The 21,731-nt window shown below is 42.5% G+C and carries 22 protein-coding genes; 4 read left to right on the top strand and 18 right to left on the bottom strand.

All coding sequences use genetic code 11. The features are described from left to right. Positions 1–6: 6 nt before the first annotated feature. The 4 genes from V7654_RS09295 to V7654_RS09310 form a co-directional block, all read right to left on the bottom strand. Positions 7–867: a branched-chain amino acid ABC transporter permease gene (locus V7654_RS09295; RefSeq protein ID WP_335430062.1), complete on the bottom strand. Its 861-nt coding sequence runs from the start codon at positions 865–867 to the stop codon at positions 7–9. A gap of 17 nt (positions 868–884) precedes the next feature. After that, positions 885–1,592 (bottom strand): ABC transporter ATP-binding protein, encoded by a 708-nt coding sequence (locus tag V7654_RS09300; protein WP_335430063.1) that lies wholly within the window; start codon positions 1,590–1,592, stop codon positions 885–887. Beyond that, entirely contained in the window at positions 1,570–2,343 is a 774-nt protein-coding gene (locus tag V7654_RS09305; RefSeq protein ID WP_335430064.1) for an ABC transporter ATP-binding protein, read from the bottom strand. The genes V7654_RS09300 and V7654_RS09305 overlap by 23 nt, the downstream gene beginning before the upstream one ends. A gap of 210 nt (positions 2,344–2,553) precedes the next feature. Next, entirely contained in the window at positions 2,554–3,801 is a 1,248-nt protein-coding gene (locus tag V7654_RS09310) for a substrate-binding domain-containing protein (protein WP_335430065.1), read from the bottom strand. A gap of 164 nt (positions 3,802–3,965) precedes the next feature. On the opposite strand from V7654_RS09310, the gene V7654_RS09315 reads away from it, so the two are divergent. Continuing rightward, positions 3,966–4,664: a DNA alkylation repair protein gene (locus V7654_RS09315; RefSeq protein ID WP_335430066.1), complete on the top strand. Its 699-nt coding sequence runs from the start codon at positions 3,966–3,968 to the stop codon at positions 4,662–4,664. 69 nt (positions 4,665–4,733) lie between these two features. Beyond that, positions 4,734–5,051 (top strand): hypothetical protein, encoded by a 318-nt coding sequence (locus tag V7654_RS09320; protein ID WP_335430067.1) that lies wholly within the window; start codon positions 4,734–4,736, stop codon positions 5,049–5,051. A 7-nt stretch (positions 5,052–5,058) separates the two neighbouring features. Here V7654_RS09320 and V7654_RS09325 read toward each other — a convergent pair whose 3' ends face one another. The 6 genes from V7654_RS09325 to V7654_RS09350 all read right to left on the bottom strand — a co-directional run bounded on the left by V7654_RS09325 (position 5,059) and on the right by V7654_RS09350 (position 13,650). Next, positions 5,059–5,457 (bottom strand): VOC family protein, encoded by a 399-nt coding sequence (locus tag V7654_RS09325; RefSeq protein WP_335430068.1) that lies wholly within the window; start codon positions 5,455–5,457, stop codon positions 5,059–5,061. Positions 5,458–5,472: 15 nt separating this feature from the next. Then, a complete protein-coding gene (locus V7654_RS09330) occupies positions 5,473–8,715 on the bottom strand; it encodes a BTAD domain-containing putative transcriptional regulator (protein WP_335430069.1) in 3,243 nt (1,080 codons plus the stop codon). A gap of 126 nt (positions 8,716–8,841) precedes the next feature. Beyond that, the gene (lepB, locus tag V7654_RS09335) at positions 8,842–9,396 is read right to left on the bottom strand and encodes a signal peptidase I (RefSeq protein ID WP_335430070.1); all 555 of its coding nucleotides are present in this window, start codon (positions 9,394–9,396) and stop codon (positions 8,842–8,844) included. 240 nt (positions 9,397–9,636) lie between these two features. Then, on the bottom strand, positions 9,637–10,254 hold the full coding sequence (locus tag V7654_RS09340; RefSeq protein ID WP_335430071.1) for a TVP38/TMEM64 family protein: 618 nt from the start codon (positions 10,252–10,254) through the stop codon (positions 9,637–9,639). 178 nt (positions 10,255–10,432) lie between these two features. Then, positions 10,433–11,371 carry an LCP family protein gene (locus V7654_RS09345; RefSeq protein ID WP_335430072.1) on the bottom strand — a complete coding sequence of 313 codons (939 nt, stop codon included), beginning with the start codon at positions 11,369–11,371 and terminating at the stop codon, positions 10,433–10,435. 290 nt (positions 11,372–11,661) lie between these two features. Then, positions 11,662–13,650, bottom strand: coding sequence for a S9 family peptidase (locus V7654_RS09350; protein WP_335430073.1), 1,989 nt, complete (start codon positions 13,648–13,650; stop codon positions 11,662–11,664). Between the two features lie 253 nt (positions 13,651–13,903). On the opposite strand from V7654_RS09350, the gene V7654_RS09355 reads away from it, so the two are divergent. Continuing rightward, on the top strand, positions 13,904–14,290 hold the full coding sequence (locus tag V7654_RS09355; RefSeq protein WP_335430074.1) for a hypothetical protein: 387 nt from the start codon (positions 13,904–13,906) through the stop codon (positions 14,288–14,290). Between the two features lie 58 nt (positions 14,291–14,348). On the opposite strand, the gene V7654_RS09360 is transcribed toward V7654_RS09355, so the two are convergent. After that, the gene (locus V7654_RS09360; protein ID WP_335430075.1) at positions 14,349–14,930 is read right to left on the bottom strand and encodes a competence protein ComK; all 582 of its coding nucleotides are present in this window, start codon (positions 14,928–14,930) and stop codon (positions 14,349–14,351) included. Between the two features lie 190 nt (positions 14,931–15,120). Between V7654_RS09360 and V7654_RS09365 the strand changes: the two genes are divergently transcribed. Beyond that, positions 15,121–15,357, top strand: a complete 237-nt coding sequence (locus V7654_RS09365) for an IDEAL domain-containing protein (RefSeq protein ID WP_335430076.1) — start codon at positions 15,121–15,123, stop codon at positions 15,355–15,357. Positions 15,358–15,448: 91 nt separating this feature from the next. On the opposite strand, the gene V7654_RS09370 is transcribed toward V7654_RS09365, so the two are convergent. The 7 genes from V7654_RS09370 to V7654_RS09400 all read right to left on the bottom strand — a co-directional run bounded on the left by V7654_RS09370 (position 15,449) and on the right by V7654_RS09400 (position 21,673). Then, on the bottom strand, positions 15,449–16,726 hold the full coding sequence (locus V7654_RS09370; protein ID WP_335430077.1) for a M48 family metallopeptidase: 1,278 nt from the start codon (positions 16,724–16,726) through the stop codon (positions 15,449–15,451). Between the two features lie 238 nt (positions 16,727–16,964). Then, entirely contained in the window at positions 16,965–17,963 is a 999-nt protein-coding gene (locus V7654_RS09375) for an ABC transporter substrate-binding protein (RefSeq protein WP_335430078.1), read from the bottom strand. An 18-nt stretch (positions 17,964–17,981) separates the two neighbouring features. Further along, positions 17,982–18,737 (bottom strand): ABC transporter permease, encoded by a 756-nt coding sequence (locus V7654_RS09380; protein WP_335430079.1) that lies wholly within the window; start codon positions 18,735–18,737, stop codon positions 17,982–17,984. Beyond that, a complete protein-coding gene (locus tag V7654_RS09385; protein ID WP_335430080.1) occupies positions 18,721–19,509 on the bottom strand; it encodes an ABC transporter ATP-binding protein in 789 nt (262 codons plus the stop codon). Before V7654_RS09385 ends, V7654_RS09380 begins: the two co-directional genes overlap by 17 nt. Before the next feature lie 201 nt (positions 19,510–19,710). Next, positions 19,711–20,016, bottom strand: coding sequence for an AzlD domain-containing protein (locus V7654_RS09390; protein WP_335430081.1), 306 nt, complete (start codon positions 20,014–20,016; stop codon positions 19,711–19,713). Continuing rightward, a complete protein-coding gene (locus V7654_RS09395) occupies positions 20,009–20,737 on the bottom strand; it encodes an AzlC family ABC transporter permease (protein ID WP_335430082.1) in 729 nt (242 codons plus the stop codon). Before V7654_RS09395 ends, V7654_RS09390 begins: the two co-directional genes overlap by 8 nt. 159 nt (positions 20,738–20,896) lie before the next feature. Further along, a complete protein-coding gene (locus V7654_RS09400) occupies positions 20,897–21,673 on the bottom strand; it encodes an enoyl-CoA hydratase-related protein (RefSeq protein WP_335430083.1) in 777 nt (258 codons plus the stop codon). Positions 21,674–21,731: the final 58 nt, after the last annotated feature.

Genomic DNA, 21,731 nt, shown 5'->3' on the forward strand with positions numbered 1-21,731 from the left:
CCCCGCTCACCCCTTTGCCCCGAACAAGCCCTGTGGCCTGAAGATTAGAACTACTGCCATCAGCAGCATATTTGCAGCAAGAGCAAGATCCGGCACATAATACGCCATGAAGGAACCAGACAAACCGACTAAAATTGCTGCCATAACCGATCCGGAGAAGCTGCCCATTCCACCGATGACTACGACGATGAAAGCAAGAATGGCAAATTCCATGCCCATATCGGCATGAATGACGCCGGAATATGGTCCAAGAAGCATTCCGCCAAGTGCCGCCATGCCTGCACCAATCATGAACACGAACATGAAGACCTTTTGGATGTTGATTCCCAGCGATTGAACCATTTCCTTGTTCATAACCCCGGCGCGTACTACCAAACCGATTTTTGTCTTTTTAAGCAGGAATTGGACTGCAAGGAACACCGCAAATCCAACTGCTATGATAAATGCACGATATTTGATGATAATGACATTGCCGACCTCCCAGCTTCCTGAAAGATAATCAGGAGTAGCAGCAGAAATCTGGTTTGGCCCCCAGACTACTTTTAACATTTCAGATAACACCAGCATCAATCCGAGCGTTATTAAAATTTGCTGGACATGGTTCCCATAAACAGGTTTAATGATCCAGCGTTCTGTAATGATTCCAAGAATCATCCCTGTTAAAATGGCGCCGATAATGCCGATAAGAAAGCTTCCCGTCGAGGTGTAGATCCAGATGCCGCTGTAGGCTCCCCAGGCAAACAGTCCGCCATGTGCAAAATTCAGCACATCCATCAAGCCGAATATCAAGGTCAGGCCTGCAGCCAGCAGGAAGATCAGCATTCCTGTCGCCAGGCCATTAAGACTTAAACTAATTAGGACATCCACTATTTCTTCCTCCCTTCCTATGCAATCCCGAGATATTTCCTTCTCATTTCTTCATCTTCACGCAGGATTTTCATTGGGCCATTTGAAACAGTCCGGCCATCATCGATGATGTAAAAACTGTCGCCAATCGTACTGGCCATCATGAAGTTTTGCTCCACCAGTATAATCGTTGTCTTTTCCTTCATTTGCTGGATAGATTCCATCACCTTTTCCACGACAATTGGCGCAAGTCCTTTGCTTGGTTCATCAATCAAGAGGAGTTCATTGTCGTTGACATAAGCACGTGCGATGGACAGCATTTGCTTTTGCCCGCCGCTCAAGAGGCCACCTGGCTTTTTCCAAAACCGTTTTAGGTCTGGAAACAGATCAAGAATATAATCCAACCTTTGGCGTGTTTCATCATTTTCCTTTTTGACAGCCACTTTAATATTCTCTTCAACCGTTAATTCACCAAAAATCCCCTGATCCTCGGGAACATAGCCGATGCCTTTATTGGCAATCGTATAGGTTGGCAGGCCTTTGATTTCTTCGTCTTTGTATTGAATCAAGCCTTTTGATGCCTGGTTCAAGCCCATGATCGTCCTTAAAGTAGTCGTTTTTCCGGCACCGTTCCTTCCCAGCAGGACAGTTACTTCCCCCTTTGGTACTTCAAAGGAAATTCCTTGAAGAATGTGGTACTGGCCGATATATGTTTCAACCTGGTCAAGTTTTAGCAGCGTGCTCACTGTGCAAACCTCCTAAATAAGCAGACTGGACTGTTTCATTTTTCATGATTTCTTCTGGAGTCCCATCGGCAAGCAGGGTCCCGTTGAATAGAACCATAATGGAATCTGAAAGGTCCATGATCATATCCATCTTGTGTTCGATCAAGATGATCGTACGGTCGCCTCTTTGTTTAATTTTACGGATGACTTCAAGAATCGCCGGGACCTCTTCGAGCGACATGCCTGCAGTCGGTTCATCAAGGAGCAGTACTTCCGTATTCAAGGCAAGAAGCATCGCGATTTCCAGCTTCCTTTTTTCACCGTGGGCAAGGTTCCTTGCGAGGGCATCCTTTTTGTCTTCAAGTAAAACAAGCTTCAGCCACTCTGCGGCTTCCTCTTCAAATTTATTGAACGCCTTGAAATGCCTCAGCATCTGATATCGGACTCCAGCATGTGACTGCACCGCCAATCGGACATTTTCCATCACTGTTAGATTAGGGAATACATTGGTGATCTGGAAGGACCGACCAATCCCCGCCCTCGTCCTTTTCGTTGGAGAAAGCTTTGTGATTTCGCTGCCTTTATACATGACCTGTCCTTTTGTTGGCATAAGCTGCCCGCTCAGCAGGTTAAAGAAAGTCGTCTTTCCTGCCCCGTTCGGACCAATGATGGATTTAAAATGATTTTGCGGGACCGAGATGCTGACAGAATCAACGGCCGTATGCCCTCCAAACGTGATGCTCAAGTCTTTTGTTTCTAATATTGCAGCCACTTTATTCACCACCCTTATTTGATTAAGCTATTTTCATGCTTCTCGGATAAGCATTTTATCCTCTATTCTTTTTCGGCCTTTTGCACTTTTCGAAATGTTCCCGAATCAAAAATCATCATGACTCGTAAAAGTGACATTGTTAACGAAAAGTGCCATAGAGAAAAGCATAATGAACTCCGGTGAAAAGTACCGAAGTTCATTATGAGTGTTTTAGTTGCGGACTGGAGGAGCCGTTTCTTCCGGCGAAAGTTCACGAATCAGAACAGGTACTGGATAGTCCACTCCATCCTTCTTCTCAAGCTTGATCGCATATAGTGCCTGAAGTGCCTGATGGTCTTCTGCACGGAATGTCATCTTGCCTTTTGGAGATTCAAAGCTCATGCCTTCCATTGTTTTAATCAATTTCTTGGAATCTGTGTCGCCCTCTGTTTTCTTAAGAGCTTCGACAATCGCGATCGCAGCGCTCATACCGCCTGGAGTGAATAAATCAGGAAGCTCGCCATTAAAGCGCTTTTTATGCTCATCAACAAGCCATTTGTTTATGTCATTTTGAGGAAGGTCGTGGTAGTAAACCGTGAAGCCTTCCATGCCTACAAGCGGCTGCATTGTTGCAAGGGCTGCGATATCAGGAGCACCTGTTGAAATCTTGATGCCTTTTTCCTGTACCTTCATGTCAGCAATCTGGTTCCAAGGAGAGTTAGCCCCAGCCCAAACGACAAAAAGGTAATCAGGCTTCTGGTCAATGATTTTTTGAATATTAGAAGTAAAATCTGTAGCAGCAGGATCTGCATATTCTTCATGAACGATTTCAGCACCCAATTTTTCCGCTGCTTCCTTAAATGCTGCTACGCCGTCACGTCCAAATGAATAATCTGGAGCAAGAGTTGCGATTTTCACGCCTTTCTTTGCAATTGCCGCTGCACCTGCTACTGCATCCTGCGAAGAGTTACGAGCTGTACGGAAAATATATTCATTGAATTCCGAGCCAGTGATGCTGTCTGCGACCGCAGGTTCGACAACCATGATCTTTTCATATTCTTCAGCCAGTGGCAGCACGGCTAATGTGTCACCTGAACTAGAAGATCCGACAAGGAAATCCACTTTATCTTCTTCAAGAAGCTTTGTTGCCTTTTGGACTGCTACTTCTGGCTTTGTTTCAGTATCTTCCACAATAAATTCGATTTTGCGGCCAGCAACTTCGTTCGTGCCATTTGTCGCATATTCAAGCCCAAGCTCGAAGCCGCGAAGAGTTTGTTTTCCGTATGCCTCCAGGCCGCCTGTCTGAGAAGCAAGAACACCAATCTTGATTGGTTCAGTATTCTTTGGTTCTTCTTTTTTATCCTTTTCACCTGAACCGGCTGTTTTCTCTGTCCCCGATGATCCAGAGCAGGCACTCGCGAACAGCAGTACTAAAATCAGCATAAAAGATAAGGCAAAATTCCGTTTTGAAGCTTTCATTTCCTTTCCCCCTTTAAAATGGTTAACTAAAAGCTCACCAAGCTTTGACTTCATCTTAAAAAAAGGAAGTTACAAATGAGTTACATCTCTAAAAACATAATCCTCTTAACCTTAGAAGGCGGATGAAATATAATAAGGACATAATAAAAAGCGGAGGTATTTTCGTGACGGCAACTGAATATGCAGAAAAACTGAGACTTGTCTTGCAGGAGCATAGAAATGAAGAGGAGGCTGTAAGGCTGAGCAAATATATGCGAAACCAGTTTGAATTCTTTGGTTTGCGCGCTCCTCTTTCAAGAGGTTTAGTTAAAGAATACATCGCAAAGAACGGTCTCCCTGACCAAGATGTATTAGTGGATACAATCAAAGCTTTATGGTCGTTTGAGGAAAGAGAAATGCAGATAGCCGGACTTTACATCATGGATAAAATGATTAAAAACATTCGGTCAAGCGATCTCGGTTTGATTGAATTCATGATTACTACAAAATCCTGGTGGGATTCTGTAGATCATATTGCCAGACACCATGCAGGGAAGTATTTTTCCTTGTACCCTGAGAAGCTTGGAACAATTGATACCTGGCTTGAGTCAGGAAATTTCTGGTTAATCCGTTCAGCTATTCTATTTCAACTTGGATATAAGGATAAAACAAATGAGGAGTTGCTTTCTTCTATCATTGAAAGGTCATTGGGATCAAAGGAGTTTTTCATTAATAAAGCAATTGGCTGGGCATTAAGAGAATACGGTAAAACCAATCCTGCTTTTACGATAAATTTTGTTAACAGCCATACCCTGTCTCCGCTCTCAAAAAGAGAAGCATTAAAACTATTGCAGAAATCAATGGTTGAAAATATAGAACAATAAAGTATCCCCTCCCATGAAAATGGCAATAACTGTACTTAGTTGCCAATAGCCTGGGAGGGGATTTATTTTATGAAGGGGATCTATTATATAAATGAACAGATTCATATAAATGATTTTTCACGTGAAGAAAGTATCGCAATCCAGAAGCAGGCATTGCTGAATTACATTGAAGCAACCCGCATGGAGCCCGTGAAATTGAATCCTTATCAGCTATACACGCATTACACCATCCCGCACGCACTTCTTTATGATTTAAAACTTCATAAAAGGCAGTTAGATTGTCTGCTGATGTATTCAAGGAACTCAATTGACGATTTTGCAGAGACATATCCTGCACGATGGCTGATACTTAAAAGCTATTTTGATCGAATTTTGACAGTTGTCTAATCAAAGATTAGTTACCGTCTGTACCTCTAAAAGCGATGCAATATCCATCCAGATCTGTGAGGGCAAACTCCTTCCATGGGCCATTGTTTTCATCTACCCATGGCTCAAATACAATCTTTGCTCCTTTAGCTTTGAACTCCCTGTAAAGCTCATCCAGTGCCTGCCAATTCTCTACATAGCAATACAGGTCAATACCATGCTCCATTCCTTTTGCAGGAGGATTTGGCTTAACATCTTTTGGATCCCGGGCCTCGAGCAGTTTTATTGCAAGTCCCGTAAAGCCATCCCTCAGCACCCACCAGTCCGTCACTTCGCAGCCTAACACCTCGGAATAGTAGTTCTTTGCTCTTTCAATATCTGAAACTACTAACACTTTTAATGAACTATGAATTTGTCTTTTTTTCATTATCGTAATTCCTTCTTAGACATTATTGCCCTGAATAATCATGTCATACATATGCCTGGTTGGCTCAAGCGGAGTAACGCCTAATTCCTGCTCAAGGACTTCGCAGCATTTCTTATACCATTTGATTGCCTGAGGGCGATTGTTTTTGCGGTAATAGCAAAACATCAATAATCGGTATGCTTCCTCCCAAGTCCGGTCTTTATGAAGGATTTTCTGGCACCAGTGAATCGCAGAATCATAGTTCTCCATTCTTACATTCAGCTGCGCCAGTTTCTCTGCACTTCGCAAAAAGTATACGAGAAGGCGTTCACGTTCATTGATGCACCAGTCCTCGTACCTTCTTTCCGGCAAGAAGTCTCCGTTATACAAAAACAAGGCTCTTTCAAGATCTTCAATTGATTTTTCTATATTTATTTCCTCTAATCCTGACTCTGCCCAGTCTTCAAATAATTGCGAATCCAAATTGAGAACCGCCTGAGGATTTATGCCATAACCAGTTCCTTCCCTAATGATAAAGAATGGGGCAGACCTTGCTTTACGCGCAGGCTCCAGGACATTATTCAAAGCATTCAGGGCAACCTTGAAATCTCTGTCTGCATTCTTTTCAAGATGTTCCGGCCAAAGAATCTGGAAAATGTCTTCCTTCATAAGAAATTGGCTGCGCTTCGTCAAAAATAACTGAAACAATTCTTTTGCTTTACCTCTTTGCCAATCTCTGTCCTCCACTTCACGGTCTCCGAGCCAAACCCTAAATTGGCCTAGCATCTGAACCTTCAATGAATAGCCGGGATGCGCGCTTAAACGGGGCAGGTTCATATCCTCAAGCAGCTTTTCCGCATACGATGGCATAAGTGACTGTTTCACAGCATCAATCAGCATTGGAGCAAAAACTTGCAGGTCGCTCGGACCAAAAGTCGTCCTTTTTTTGAGGAAAAATTCATATCCTCCTGATTTCATCAATTTTAAAAATCTTGTAAAGGAAGCTTTGAATCCTTCCTCCTCATTTTTCAAATAAAAGTAAAAGGAATTCCAAAAAGACAGGAGCATTTTTCCATATTCATCCCCGCACTGGCTAAAAAGATCCTCCGCTTTTCGCAGGTCCTCCCTTGCCTCCTGAAATTTGTTATTGTGAATTCCTGCTATCGCCATACAAAGCGTAATCAACGAAGACAGCCAAATGTCTTTCACCTGTTCGGTTTCAAGCAGCGCCTTCCTTCCTGCCTCAGCTGCACGTTCATATTCGCGCCTGTTGCCATAGAGAATGCACAGACCCATCAACGGTTCTGCTTTTCCCCTCTCCATATTTAACCGTCCCATAATCTCAAGCGCCGTTTCATAGCACTTTTCTGCGAGCTGCAAATCATATTGATCCATCAACTGGACAGCATGGCCCATCCTGATCCATCCACAAGCTTCTACAAATGGAGCCTGGACATTAATTCCGTGCTGTATACCTGATTGAGATAATGCTTTTGCCTGGAGCCCATTACCTGTAAATGCCTCGATCAAAGCCAATAGCAGGTCTGTCTCCCTATGTGATTGAGGCAGAAGCTGCTTATCAGCTGAAGCATGAACTTCCTTCACTGACGCCAAAATTCTTCGCATTTCCTCAAAACGGCCTGTTCTTAAGTACAGTCTTGCTTCAAGATTGCCGTCCTCAATCGGGACGCCAATTGCCCTTGCACGTTCAATCCATTTTTCAGCCTTCAAAGCCTGACCAGAATTAATCAGATTTTCTGCAAGCATCCGATAGAGCCTGCCAGTTTCCTCTGCTGATTCTTCTGGCAATGCCTTTTCACGAAGTTCAATTGCTTGCGCGAGTATACGTTCTGCTTTTAAAGGCTGAATAGTATCAAGATAGATTTTGGCCTTCCCTTCTAGCGCCTTGCTTTTCCATTCCATATCACCGAATTTGTCAGCCGTTTGGATAGCCAGGTCATAGCTTGTTTCTGCCTGTTTATATAGAGACCGATAGCGATATACTTCCCCTTCCAAAAATAGTAGGGTACAGTAGCGCATTTTTTCCTGCTGAGGAATTTTGGAAAGACGCTCATTCAAGTTTTTGAGCTTCCCCCTTTCCAGCAGCTGCATGCCCTGCTCATCCATGATGGCTGCGGCTGCATCATATTGCCCGATTTTTTCATAGCAAAATAAAGCCTCTTCCCACTGCCCATTTTTTTCAAAATAGCGGGCGCTGTTCAGCATCAGTCTCCGATAATTCTCTGGCTGGCTGAGCATGAGCCTGTCCTCCAGAAATTCCCGAAACAAAGCATGATAGCGAAATTGATTGTCTCCAACCTGATGGATGAACAAATTTTTCGCGGTCAGCTGCTGAAGCATCTGTAATGAGCCATTCATTCCAAGAACGCTATCGCATACATCTGGACTGATTTCTTCAAAGATGCAGGTTTGCTCCAGAAATTGCTGGATCATCGGCGGCTGTTTCGAGAATACCTCGTGCACAAGGTATTGGAATAAATCCTCCAGCGATTTTGAAGGTTCCGTCAAGAGTTGATCCAGACTTTGCAAATGCGGGATTTGCTGCGCGATCATTCCTACTGCAATTACCCATCCCTCAGTTATTTTATAAAGATGTTCAATTTGATCATCTGTAATTTGAAGCTCATAATACTCGGATAATAATAATTCGATTTCGTCTTGGCCAAATACCAAATCCGTCTTTGAAAGCTCATTCAGTTCATTTTTCACCCTCATTTTAGCGAGGATTTTCCATCCCGGCCTTGTTCTGGTGGATAGGACTAGGTGCAAATGTCCCGGGATATGCTCAAGGAGCTTTTCAATCCAAATATTGATATGGTATGAATGCTCAATCGCATGAAAGTCATCCAGAATGACCGTGATTGGTTCTTCAATTTGCAGGATTTCATTGATGAAGATGGAGCAAAGCATGCTTAGTTCTTCTTCTCTTATGTATCGATCCATATTTTTAATATAAGAAGACAGTTCATTTCCAAATTCAGGGAATACCGTTTGAATGGAGGCAGTCAAGTAAGAGAGGAACGGAAGGATTTCATCATCGGATGAGGAGATGGTATACCAGCAGCAGGTTTGGTTTTCATCCTTAACAAACATAGCTAATGCAGTGCTTTTTCCATAGCCAGCACCAGCCTGGATGATCGTCAGCGGTTTTTCAGTAATCGCTTTCATTTTTTTCGAAAATTTTGCGCGACGAATCCATTGCTCCTGAAGTGTAGGAACAATCAGCTTTGTTTTGATTAACGGCAATGTCCCCTGCATATAATCTCCGCCTTATTTTCATAATATTAATGCTATTCTAACATAAGGGAAATAAAAAAAGACTCGAAATCTGCCGAGTCCTTCCATTTCTTTTTCCATGCTATTCTAAAAGTCGAACAGCTTCGACTAAAATGTTACGGCCATCTCTTCCAGCGGCCAGTACCGCAAATTAACCTTTCCGACAACCTGATCTACAGAAATGAAACCAAATTGTCTGCTGTCCCAGCTGCCAAGCCTGTTATCTCCCAGGACAAAAAGCTTTCCTTCTGGTACTCTTTTCACGCCTGTCAGGTCTTCCAGCGTAAAGTCTCCTGTCAGATAGCCTCCAAGTGATTCTTCCCTGTACTGCTTCAAGAAGGGTTCGTATACCTTCTTTCCGTTGACATACAGCCGATCCTCCCGGTATTCAATTTTCTCTCCCGGAAGGCCAATGACTCGCTTTACGAAGTCTTCTTTTTCATTTGCATGAAAGACAATGACGTCGAAACGTTCAAGTTCATCAACATCATCCCCGAATTTATTGACCACAACCTTGTTGCCTTCCTCCAAGGTCGGAAGCATTGATTCCCCTTCGACTACATAATTTGAAAAAAAGAAAATCCTGATAAATGCGAAAATAACAATCCCCAAAGCAAAAGCTTTGAACCACTCGATTCCCTCTTTTTTTATACTCTCTTTCATATGCTTCCTCACCACCACCATATGCTGTTTTTCTTAAACTTCTGGTTCCCGTGTCTTTACTATCACTTGGAAAGAAACTCTAGGTATTTTGCTATCAAATACTTTTGTAAGGAACTTTACGAAAATATAAGGGAACAAGATTATTTACAGAAAATAGCTATCTATGTGTATACAATCATTAGGCGTTTTAAATTATTCTGTAGATTTCCGCTTCAAGTACTTTTATAAGGACTGGTTTGATTATCGAACTTTATCATCTTTTCCCACACTCGTATTCATTTTTACTTCAATTCTTTTCCCGATATACCAGAGAATAGCGATGATCACAAGGACAATGGCAGTCCGGAATGGGTTTGTGATCAAAGAGCGGAGATCATATCCGACAAAACTTATCGTGAAAATCATCACCATCTTGCCAGCAATAACTGCCAGCATATACTGAGCCATGCTTATTTTCGACAGACCGGCAACAATATTTACGAGAGCAGATGGTGTGAACGGAAAGCAAAGCATCAGGAAGATCGGGCCAAATCCATGGCGCTCAATCCAGCTCATTCCCTTTTGGACCTTTGAATGACGTTGTAAAAAACGCAGTGCCCGACCCTGTCCATAATTCCTAAAAATCAAAAATACAATCAAAGCACCCAGCACCGCGCCTATCCAGGAAAATAGAAAACCCAGCCAAAGGCCAAAAGCATTTGCATTGGCCATGACAAATAAAAACAATGGCAAAAAAGGAAGAAATGCTTCCAGCATCGGGAGCAATATTCCCGGGATAGGTCCAAATGACCGATATTGCCTGAGAAGGTCCATAATATTTTCGATTGTAAACCATTGTTTCAATAATTCAAAATCCATGGAAGTCTCCTTGTCCAATAGCTCTGCAGGCTAAAAAAGCCCAGCCTTATGCCATTCATTCTTTGGCTTGCTTTCCATTTCTGCAGAGCTTCACCAAACCATCTTATTTCAATAAATACCTCATTGAAATTATTGTACACCTCAAACGAATGAATGAGAACTTTCTAACATCATTCATTTATTTTGCTAAAAATTCCTGAAGCGCTTGCCTGTTTTCTTCAAGGTTGATTGCCAGCACGGCACCTGCATCTTCAACCCTTTGATTTTCGTAAGAGCCTTCTACCGGGATTCTCATCGTATCGATATTCCGATTATCCTTTGATAGGAAACCTTTTCCCATGAACAGGATATCCCCTGTATCCATATTCGTATTCACAAATGGCATTACTACACCGACAAGCTTCGGAAGCTTAGGCAGGGTTTGAAAGCTGGCGAACTGTTTGCCCACTTCCTTTATGACGCTCTGCTGGCGTTCTACCCTTCCGAAATCACCGACAGCATCATGGCGGAACCGCACATAGCCTAGTAAGTGCTTGCCATCCAGCTTCTGTAATCCTGGCTCCAGTGTGACTCCAATGTTTTCTGACATCCTCTTCTCAACATTGACTTCAACACCGTCTGGGAAAGCCTCATCCACCACGCGGACAAATCCTTCAAAATCGACAATGGCATAGTACTGGAGATCTATATCGAAGTTCTCCTTAATTGTTTGCCTCAGCAGCTCAGGACCGCCTAAAGCAAATGCAGCATTTATCTTATTATCACCATAGCCCGGAATGCTGATATACGTATCCCTCATAATAGACGTCAGTTTATAGGTTCCTTTATCCGGATTATAGCTTGCAATCATAATTGTATCTGCACGCGACTTCTCTTTTCCTCTGGCATCGCTGCCAAGCAATAAAATATTGGTGGCACCATTCCGGTCTCGTTCACCATTGAATTCATATTCCTGCTTATTTTGCTCAGCTGTCTTGGCTGAATCACTTACACCTGCTCTATATTGAAAATAGGAATAAACAGCCAAAGCACCAATGAGAAGAAACAGCAAGAAAAAGACCCCTGACCATCTGATTCTTTTCTTCTTTTTATTACGCTGGGTTCTTTCATATCTCATGTTAAAATTCCTTCCAAAATTAGTTTTTAATATAATCGACTTATTTTTTTCTTAAATAGTTACTGATGATCTTATTTTCCTTCTTTCTCTATAACATTAAACTTCTCCGAAGGAAATTTCAAAAATAAACCCGCAGTAAATGATTACTGCGGGCTTGTAACGTATATATTTCTTAATATTAGATTTGTTAACCTTGAATAGATATTTCCACTCAGGCACTCCAATCAACAAAGGGCCAAAATTAACAACGAGCCTTAATTGAACCTAATTTTTATACTAAAAACTACTGTTTACTTAAGATGATCATTAAACCATTCTACAATGTAACCCAATCGGTTTAACCTAAGGTTTGGCTTTCCGCTTCGGGACAGCTCGTGGTTTGATTCTGGGAAGCGGATGAACTTCGTTTTCTTCCCCTGTTTCTTCAATGCGATAAACAGCTGTTCCGCCTGCTCAATCGGGCAGCGATAATCTTTTTCGCTGTGAAGAATCAATAAAGGAGTATTGATTTTATCAGCATACGAAAGCGGTGAATGCTTCCATAATGTCTCAATATCATTTAGATCTGCTTTTATTTGCCACTCTGTAAAATAGTAGCCGATGTCGCTGACTCCATAAAAACTGATCCAGTTCGAGATGGAGCGCTGGGTGACGGCAGCCTTGAAACGGTCTGTATGTCCCACTATCCAGTTTGTCATGAAGCCGCCATAGCTTCCGCCTGTCACCCCAAGTCTTTCACTATCAATGAAATCATAATTTTCTAGTGCGTAATCGACTGCGTCCATAACATCCTGGTAATCGCCACCGCCATAATCGCCGCGAACGGCATCGACAAATTGCTGTCCGTACCCATGGCTGCCACGCGGATTGATGTAGAGAACCGCGTATCCTTCAGAAGCAAGGACCTGGAATTCATTAAAATACGTATTCGCATACAGAGCGTGTGGTCCGCCGTGTATTTCCAGAATCAGCGGATATTTCTTTCCAGCTTCAAAGCCAGCTGGCTTCATGATCCACCCATGAAGCGGAGTTTCGTCACTTGCCGCAAACGAAATTGGCTCTGGCATCGATAATCTAACTTCATTCAGGAATTTTTCATTCACAGATGTAAGCTGCTTCATTTCTCCTGTTGTTACTTCCAGCTGGAATAGCTCCCCAGGAAGAACCGGATTGCTAATGGCAGCCACGATTCTTTGGTTTTTGCGGTCAAGTGTATACCCGTATACATGTTGCTGATCCAGCAAGGCAGGATAAATTTCACCAGCTAAATTCCCAAAATAGATGACCGTATTGCCCTGGTCGCTCGCAAGGAAGTAGAAGCTCTCGTTATCCTCGCCCCATAAAAAGCCAGGGCTGTGGGCTCCTTGCTGAAAATCAGCTGCAACCCCATCTCCTACAAGGATATCCATGTTCTCAGTGATGCATTGAACATTGCCTGTTGCTAATTCTTGAATCCATAGCTGAGACAAGGTGGCATTTTCATATTCTCTTTCATGGCCAGTATAACCAAGGTACATTCCATCAGGAGAAAAAGCCGCATTGCCATAGTACCCTTTTCCATCCGTTATTTTTGAGACCTTTCCTGTTTCAACATCCATTTGCAATAAATCGCTTTTAAAAGAGAAATCGCGCTCTGCAGTTTCATCCGCTGAAAGGACAATCGTTTTGCCGTCAGGCGACCAGCACTGGAGATGGTAGTCCGCTTCTCCCCTTGCAAGCAGCTCTGCTTTGCCATCCACAAGATTTACGATTGCTGTCTGCTTATACTTTCCATCCCAGAAACCAGCAGCATCAGATTTATACTTCATTTCCTCTGTAACAAATGGCTCAAGCTTCCTTTCTTCCTTCTTCTCTTCTTCCTTCTCCAGTAAATCCTCTTCTGGTTTGAGGAAAACGGAACAAGCTAGTTTTGAACCATCAGGCGACCACACAGGCCCGCTTGCACCATTTTTAAAGCTCGTCGCCTGCCTTGCCTCGCCTCCGGCTGCATCCAGTACATAAACTTGATTTTTACCTGCTCTGTTGGAAACAAACGCGAGTTTAGATCCGTCAGGAGACCATCTAGGTGAGTGGTTTCGGTATTCACCATACGTCCATTGCTTCGGCTCACCGCCTTCTTCGAGATCGAGTATGTATAAATTAGAGACATAGTCATTCTTTTTTTTCAGCATATCAGTCTGAACAAATACACACTTCTTGCCATCAGGTGAAAGTTGAGGATCTGTTACGGACTTCAATTCGTATAAATCTTCTGCTTTGAGGAATCTTTTTTCTCCCATCTGAGCAGCCACCCTTCCAAATAAAAATTGTTTATTTATTTTATTTCGATAACAGAAATATATTTCCTTCTTTTCAATTAAAAATCTTTTTACGCTTTAAATGATGGGATAAATACCTTGAAATTTTTATATATCGTTTGGAAATTATGATAAGGAGCAGGAAATTTTTTTTACACTCTTGAAATCCGCTAAAAAATCCAGTACGATAATAACGAACAAATGTTCTATTTCATTCATAAAGGGGCAAAGCATAATGACAAGGATTCCTGAACAAGACCGCGATATCATGGAACAGGCCATTTATTTGCCGATGGTACTTGTCGTGCTGAACCGGGATCTTTCTGTCGTTGAAAAAAGTCCATTCAAATTAAAGAAGCCATATTTGGAGCTAATTGAAGAAACAATGAAGGCAGTCCAGAAAGAACTCGCTAAGGTCAAAAGCTATTTAAAAAAGCATAACCTTAAGGTTGAGGAAGTAAAGCGTGATGATGCATTTACGATGTTCCTCTTCATTTATCAAGGCTACGAAGAACACCACAATTATTTTAATCCCCGCATCCGCAACAAGGTCCAGGAATTGATGCTTTATTATTTACTCAAGCGGTTCAAGCAAGTCGATGTTCCTCTGGAAAAAAACTAAAAGGAATCCGGTTCTAATCCGGATTCCCTTGATTCACTTACAGAGAATGTAAAATAGCTTAATTATCCCTAAAAACTTCACTTACTAAACTAGCATGATGATATCCCTGTACTTCACTATATTTTGGTCCATGGAGCAAGTAAAGGGCTTTCCGTTCAGTTTCTTTCATCCGCTGCATAAATTTTGTGCGCAGCAAGGATGTGCGCAGCAGCTGGTTTTCAAAAGAATGGTGAGATACTGGCAAGGTAATGGATTTTTTGTTTCTGAAGATAACCTGTGTGCTATGGGAATCCACCTTTTTATGGAACAAAACATGCTCATGTGACACCCATATACAGTCTGGATTTGCAGGTGAACTTGTGGGCATAAAGTAAATGGAGCTTATGGGGTCAATAATGATGGGGATTTTATGGGTAATCCCTGTCAGCTGTCGGGTTCCTTCTTTTCTCCCTTCATAACTGGAGCCAAAGTATTTACAGCTTTTTTTTACGATTTCAATCGGCCTGAACGGAGACAAATACTCCTCTTCCAATTCTATTACCTTGCTGTAGGTCTTGCTTCCGTATTCTTCAGGAAGAATGATCATTGTAAAAGGATTTATTTCGTACTCTTCTACTAAATTCTTTTGGTTGATTGTCATTCCTTCATCTCCTAAAATACCATATACCCTATTGTAGCATAATTGCTAAAATTTTCTTTCCTCTCATGAAAAATTCCTTATTTAGCCACATTTAATCACACGAGAAAAATTTTCTAAAAATTATAAAAATTTAGTTGATTATCTTTTCTTTCCTCCATATAATATAAAAAAGGTCTAAGAGGTGAGGTCAGTGAAAGAAAAATCGTATTCTGAAATCATGAAGGCCAGTGTAATGAAACGCATAAAAGCCAAGGAATCTTTTGTTCTGGACCTGTATGTTGACATGCTTATTTCTGAAATCCAATTAAACACGAAAAAAGAAAAATTGCTGTCTAAAATCGATAAAGCAATAGATGAACGCGACCAGATTTTATTTCTATCCCTGACAGAAGAGTTGAAGGATCTTAATAAACAATTTGGAACGTAAATGAGTGAAATCCCCCATAAAGGGGGTTTTTATTATTTTACAATAAAAAACAGCCCCTGAAAAATTCATTCAGGGGCTTATTGTTTCATTTTCACTCTTGTTCATTCCGCTTCTGCACTTCATAATCCTCAAGACGGGTTATTCTTTCGAGCATAGTCGGGTGTCCGTACCTGAAAATCTTCACCATAAATGGAGGATTAACCTGGCTAAGCCCTGCCTTTGTCAGCTCTTGGAAGGATGAAATCGCTGCATCTGTATTATCAGTCATTTCAATCGCATATTTATCAGCGCGGGTTTCCTGATAACGTGAAACAAGGTTTGAAACCGGGCTTGCAGCAAACATAATCATCGACAGGAACATAAGGAATAGTGGCAGCGATTTGAGATCACCGGGATCCGTGATTTTAAATTCTCGTCCCCAGCGCGCGATTGCCCAATTCATCAATCGTGAAACAGCATACAGGCCGACGAGAGATAGGAGCAGATATCCGCCAATACCGATATATATGTGTTTTTCTACATAGTGGGCCATTTCATGGGCCATGATGAACAGAATTTGGTCATCATTCAGCCGATTCAGGGTCGTATCCCACAGGACGATGCGGGAATTAGAACCGATACCAGTAACATATGCGTTAAGAGCATTCGTTTTTTCAGCCATATTCACTTCAAACACATGCTGCGCCGGGATGTTCGCTTGCTCTGCAAGATCAAGGATTTTCGTTTCGAGCTCCTTGTTTTTTAGCGGGTAAAAGTCATTATACAGCGGATCGATCACGACCGGCTGGAGGAACATAATGAAAAGTGTAAACGGCACCGACAGCAGCCATGCGAACAGCCACCAGAATCTTTTGCTTTTATTCATCAGCCAGTACAGGACAACTACGATCACGAACATCATTGCATAATTGATCCAGAAATCGATCATTTCATCCTTCATCCACGAAGCAAAAGTCTGGGTTGAAATATTATACGTCTTTGAAAGTGTATAGCTTATATAGCTAAGCGGGAATGTTGCAACGAACGCAAAGAACGAAAGCCAGATCAAGTAGATGGCCGTTTGGCCGTATTTATTCTTGGATGTTTGTTCTCCCCATTTTTTAAAAGCTTTGGAGAGCCCTAATAACAGAATCAAAAAGTAAAATAGCCATTCAAATGGTGTAGAGAGAAAGAATAATAAGTTCCTGACTTTCGAATATTCCTCGCTGAGCATCAATTCCCTGCCGTTCAGGAAAGTCGCAGGATCAGCCCTCGAGCCTTCAAATTCAAATGGAAGATTTGTATCTGCAAAATAAAATAAGTACCAATATACCGCAAATCCGTAGAGCACATAGGCGATTACTCCATAAAAGCCCATTTTTCTCGCCATAGCTTTTCCCCCTTTACGTACAACCCTTCAATAACTATTTTAGTCTGCTGCTTTAAAAATAGAACAAGTTATTGTCGGGTTTAAACGCACACAGAAAAAGGGTACCAAGATGCAACTTCTTGGTACCCTCAGTGAATTTAATTAATGGTTATGTCAAATTAGTCTGTTGATTTCCGCTCCAGGCACTCGCTTTCCGCGGGGCGTCAGGTGCTATAAATTAGCCCAGACCTTACACAGCTTAATTGATAAAAGTTTTATCGATCAATTTCTTAAAGTCGGGTTTATCCTTTAGGAATTTCAAAGCATATGAGGAATCAGAGAACTCCTGGATTGTTTTCTCATCTACTTCATAAGTGAATCCAATTCGCTCCCAGGCTAGCTCTACTACGTCCTTCTCGAGCTCTTGCTTTGTTGTTTCTTTGATGTCTTTAATTGTGATCTGTTGTGCTTCCTCAGGATTTTCATTAATGAATTTGACGGCTTGCTTATGAGCATCAATTATTTTTCGAACCGTTTCAGGGTTTTCCTTAATCATTTTACCTGAAGTGACCATGACAGAAGCCGGCAGTGTTTCGCCATATGCTACTTCATCCCAGCCTATGACAACCTCAGCACCAGTTTGTTTTTCAATAACAGCAGCCCATGGTTCAGGAGCTACAGCAATGTCGATTTTTCCAGATTTCAGCATGGCAGCATATTGTGCCGGCTGTCCGGTAAGATGCTTCATTGTTCCGCCGATGCGCTCTGATGTAATGCCTGCTTCCTCAAGATATGTTTCATATTGAACGTCATGAGTGCAGCCTACGCCTGGAGTAATGAAAGTCTTGCCTGCAAAGTCCTCAACAGAGTCGATGCTGACTCCTTTTCTTGCTAAAACGACCGTGCCGCCAGTCGACGCTCCGGCAATGATTTTCACATCAGCACCTGTTGTATAATTGTTCATCGCAGGAGCAGGACCTACAAGTCCCGCGTCAATTTCGCCAGTTTTAAGCGCCGTCATGAACGAGCCGCCTTCAGCGAAGGTTTTATACTCGATTGTTGTGCCGTCGCCAAGCTGCTGCTGGTAAAAGCCTTTATCCTTTGCAACCATTGCAGGCACGTGATTGATGTTCGGGAAATAGCCAATAACGATTTTTTCTTTGCCAGCGTTTGTTTTCGATGCCCCGCCTGAACCGCATCCGGAAAGCAGCACCGCAAACGTGAACAAGAAGGTTACTACTAAAATAGCTTTTTTCATAAGATTTCCCCCTTAGTTTTATGATTCAAGTCCCCAGCGGTGAAGCACTGATTTTTCGATGCGCTGGAAAATGATCTGGTCTACAATTGTTCCAATAACTCCAATGATAATCATGACACCAATTACCAGAGCCATGTTCCCGAAGTCTGAAGCATAACGCAGCGTGTAGCCTAGTCCCGGTCCGGTGCTCAACAGCTCACCTGCCATCAGCGCACGCCAGGCAAATGCCCATGCTAGCCTTGCGCCTGTCACTGCATAAGGAATCGATGCAGGGAAAATAACTCTTCTGAATAAATCCCAGCCGGTGGACCCCATTGTCCTGGCTGCTTTTATATAAAGTGGTGAAACATTCTTGATGCCCATTCTGAGATTCAGAGTCATCACAAATGTTCCTCCAAGTACAACAACGAATATGACGGCTTTTTCATTCATGCCGAACCACATGATGGCTAGTGGAAGCCAGACGATACTTGGTACGCTTTGAAGGGCTAGAACGACTGTACCGATCGTTTCGTCGGCTGATTTTGACCTCGCGAGCAGGACTCCCAGTGCCGATCCAATCACGAGAGAGATCCCAAGGCCAATTGCCAGACGTTTAAAGCTGGCGACTAAATCGTATATCAATGTTTTATCCTGGAATCCAGTCACTAACGCCTCAAGCACTTTTTCCGGAGACGGCAAAATAATTGGCAGCCACCACTCCAGCTTCGATCCGGTATACCAAAATGCAATGATTGCTGTGAAAAATATGATTCTTTTAATGGTTGGATTCATGTGCAAGTTCCTCTCTGACCACTTTGTCGATTTCCTTCTTCAGGAATCCCATGATGTATTCTTCCAGCTCCACCATCGCTTTTTTGTGCTGATGGCGCGGTCTTGGGATATCCACCTTAATATCCTTAAGGATGATACCGGGCTTCGTCCCCATCACAATGATCCGGTCTGATAGTTTGATTGATTCAGAGATGCTGTGGGTTACAAATAAAATCGTCTTTTGCGTTTCTGTCCAGATTGTCTCCAGCTGGTCATGGAGTCGAGTACGCGTCTGTTCATCAAGCGCGCCAAACGGTTCATCCATCAAGAGAATATCCGGATTCATCGCAAGTGCTCTGGCGATTGCGACACGTTGCTGCATCCCGCCAGAAAGCTCGTGAGGATAATGACCTGTATAGTTTCCTAGCTGGACCATTTGCAGATATTTTTTCGCTTCTGCTTCTGCCTGTTTCTTAGGCAGTTCTCTTTTAAAAGGAAAAATGACATTCTCCAGCACATTCAGCCATGGAAACAAAGCCGCCTGCTGAAAAACCATTCCCCGATCCTTTCCTGGCTTTTCTACACGCTTGCCATCTATAAGAATATCTCCGCTGGTTGCTGGGGTAAGCCCGGCAACAATCGATAGAAGCGTAGATTTCCCGCAGCCAGAAGGACCAAGAATCGAAACAAATTCACCTTTATTTACTCCAAGATCAATACCTTTCAAAATATCAATCTGGTGATTATCTTTATCTGCGTATTGTTTATGAACATTATTTATAGAAATGAACAATCAAATCACCCCATTCAAATAAAACAAATCAGTTTAGTCGGAATTAATAAAGTTAATTATAATGTATTCTCTCACCTTGTCAACATTTCGTTTTTTTTGCGCGTTTTTTTTCGTTCAAACGAAAATTGGTAATTTCCGCGCAGATTTTCCAGTCTACAAAATTTTGAGGTAATAAAAAAATAGACCTGCAATAAAGCAGATCTAGAAAAAATACGAATATAATGTTAATACGGAAATAGAGCCTATGACTACGACGATTACATTTGCACCCAGAAAAGCAGCAATGAACGCAGATGCTGCTCCGATAACTCCGTACCAGATATCTTCCTGGATAAAAAGTATCGCTGGGAAAATAAGGGCACCAAGCGTGGCATAGGGAACATTTTTCAACACTCCCTGTAAAAATGGTGGAAGTTCCTTCCCTTTGAACATGACAAACGGAAGCATTCTTGGAAGGTAGGTTACGACTGCCATGCCGATAATCATGATAATAATCTCTTTACTCATCTGCCTCTGCCCTCCTGCCAAGCTTAACTGTTTCCACTATTTCTACTAAAATTGCAGACAGCAGCGTTGCCAATACAATTGCCCAGCCTGTGGACATCAATTCAGCCAAGGTGAAAATTGAGTTGAAGCACGCCGCCAGAACGGCAAGGAAAACTACCTTCACATTCTTTTTCATCGACGGCACCAAAAGTCCGACAAACATCGCATATAGAGCAACCGACATGCTCTCTTGCAGGGTTTGCGGCAAAGCTGCACCAATGAGGAAGCCCAATCCTGAAAAAATTACCCAGCTGGAATAAGCGGTAAGGTTCAAACCGAACATGTATCCTGCATTTACAGTCCCTTCACGAGTCGCAGCTACCGAAAAGGTTTCATCGGTAATGCCGAATGAATAGGCCATTCTCGCGGGGATACTGTCTTCGTCCGCCTTTTCGTTCAGTGAGGCAGACATAAGAAAATGACGGATATTTACAATAAAAGTTGTAAGGACAATTTCAAAAATCCCAATTCCCTGCGCCAGCAGGCTTAATGATATGTATTGAGCTGCACCTGCAAAGACCAGCAGGCTCATCATCACTGTTTCACCCAATGAAAGCCCTGTCGTCTTGGCAATCAAACCGAAGGTAAGCGCAATCGGCATATAGCCTATCGCAATGCTGATGCCTGATTGGATTCCTTTTTTAAACTCTGTTGCCTGCTTGACTGCTAATGTGCTTTCCACGCGCTTCCCTCCCTTTGAAACTATTAAATATTACTCAATTAAAAATACTTTACCCCATTAAACGAATTAAGTCATTAAAATATATTATACATATTTCCATTACTTTGGAAAAGTACTTCTTCTCCCGAAATAAAAAAACACGGCTATAGCCGTGTTTCATCACTTTCCTTTAAAAACTGGCTTCCTCTTCTCACTGAAAGCAGCTAATGCTTCAATTCGATCCTCTGTTGGAATCGTCACTTCATACGCTTTTCTCTCGATCTGCAGACCTGTCTGTAAATCAGCGTTCAATCCCTGCTTGACTGCGAACTTTGCTTGTTGTAATGCCACTGGTCCGTTAGCGAGCATCATTTCTGCCAAACGGAAGCACTCATCAAGTAAACCTTTTTTCTCGGCTACTGATGTGACAAGGCCATATTGCAGGGCTTCTTCTGCTTTAATTCGGCGGGCAGTCAAAATCAATTCTAATGCTTTTGCCTGTCCTACTAGCCTTGGCAGACGCTGTGTCCCGCCAGCACCGGGGATGATGGCAAGACTTGTTTCTGTCAAACCCATGAGCGTTCCCGCTGCGGCAATGCGGAAATCACAGGCAAGGGCTAGCTCCATCCCGCCTCCAAACGCAAATCCATTGATTGCTGCGATGGTAGGCTGCGGCAGCTGGTCTATTGCAGTGAATACTTCACCGATTTTATAAATATTCCGCTTCACGTCTTCCTCAGCCAAAGTCCTGCGCTCTTTTAGATCTGCTCCAACACTGAATGCTTTCTCTCCGGCACCTGTAAAAATAATCACTCTTGCTTCAACGCTTATCCTGATTTTTTCAACAGTCTTCTGGAGCTCTTCAAGCGTCTCATAATTAAATGCGTTGAGTGCATCAGGGCGATTTAGTGTAACGATAGCAGTATGCCCTTTTAATTCAAAATGGATATTTTGCAAACCACTCTACTCCTTTCTTTATTCTCATTCTTGTTTAATATCAAAAAATCCTCTTTAA

Origin of the sequence: Bacillus sp. JJ1609, from assembly GCF_036967045.1 — a bacterium.
Taxonomy (GTDB): Bacteria; Bacillota; Bacilli; order Bacillales; family Cytobacillaceae; genus Mesobacillus.

Bases quoted from the DNA above. Each gene is read 5' to 3' on its own strand.
- V7654_RS09310 (WP_335430065.1), bottom strand. From the start codon at position 3,801: ATGAAAGCTTCAAAACGGAATTTTGCCTTATCTTTTATGCTGATTTTA.
- V7654_RS09320 (WP_335430067.1), top strand. From the start codon at position 4,734: ATGAAGGGGATCTATTATATAAATGAACAGATTCATATAAATGATTTT.
- V7654_RS09325 (WP_335430068.1), bottom strand. From the start codon at position 5,457: ATGAAAAAAAGACAAATTCATAGTTCATTAAAAGTGTTAGTAGTTTCA.
- V7654_RS09330 (WP_335430069.1), bottom strand. From the start codon at position 8,715: ATGCAGGGGACATTGCCGTTAATCAAAACAAAGCTGATTGTTCCTACA.
- lepB (WP_335430070.1), bottom strand. From the start codon at position 9,396: ATGAAAGAGAGTATAAAAAAAGAGGGAATCGAGTGGTTCAAAGCTTTT.
- V7654_RS09340 (WP_335430071.1), bottom strand. From the start codon at position 10,254: ATGGATTTTGAATTATTGAAACAATGGTTTACAATCGAAAATATTATG.
- V7654_RS09345 (WP_335430072.1), bottom strand. From the start codon at position 11,371: ATGAGATATGAAAGAACCCAGCGTAATAAAAAGAAGAAAAGAATCAGA.
- V7654_RS09350 (WP_335430073.1), bottom strand. From the start codon at position 13,650: ATGGGAGAAAAAAGATTCCTCAAAGCAGAAGATTTATACGAATTGAAG.
- V7654_RS09355 (WP_335430074.1), top strand. From the start codon at position 13,904: ATGACAAGGATTCCTGAACAAGACCGCGATATCATGGAACAGGCCATT.
- V7654_RS09360 (WP_335430075.1), bottom strand. From the start codon at position 14,930: ATGACAATCAACCAAAAGAATTTAGTAGAAGAGTACGAAATAAATCCT.
- V7654_RS09370 (WP_335430077.1), bottom strand. From the start codon at position 16,726: ATGGCGAGAAAAATGGGCTTTTATGGAGTAATCGCCTATGTGCTCTAC.
- V7654_RS09375 (WP_335430078.1), bottom strand. From the start codon at position 17,963: ATGAAAAAAGCTATTTTAGTAGTAACCTTCTTGTTCACGTTTGCGGTG.
- V7654_RS09380 (WP_335430079.1), bottom strand. From the start codon at position 18,737: ATGAATCCAACCATTAAAAGAATCATATTTTTCACAGCAATCATTGCA.
- V7654_RS09390 (WP_335430081.1), bottom strand. From the start codon at position 20,016: ATGAGTAAAGAGATTATTATCATGATTATCGGCATGGCAGTCGTAACC.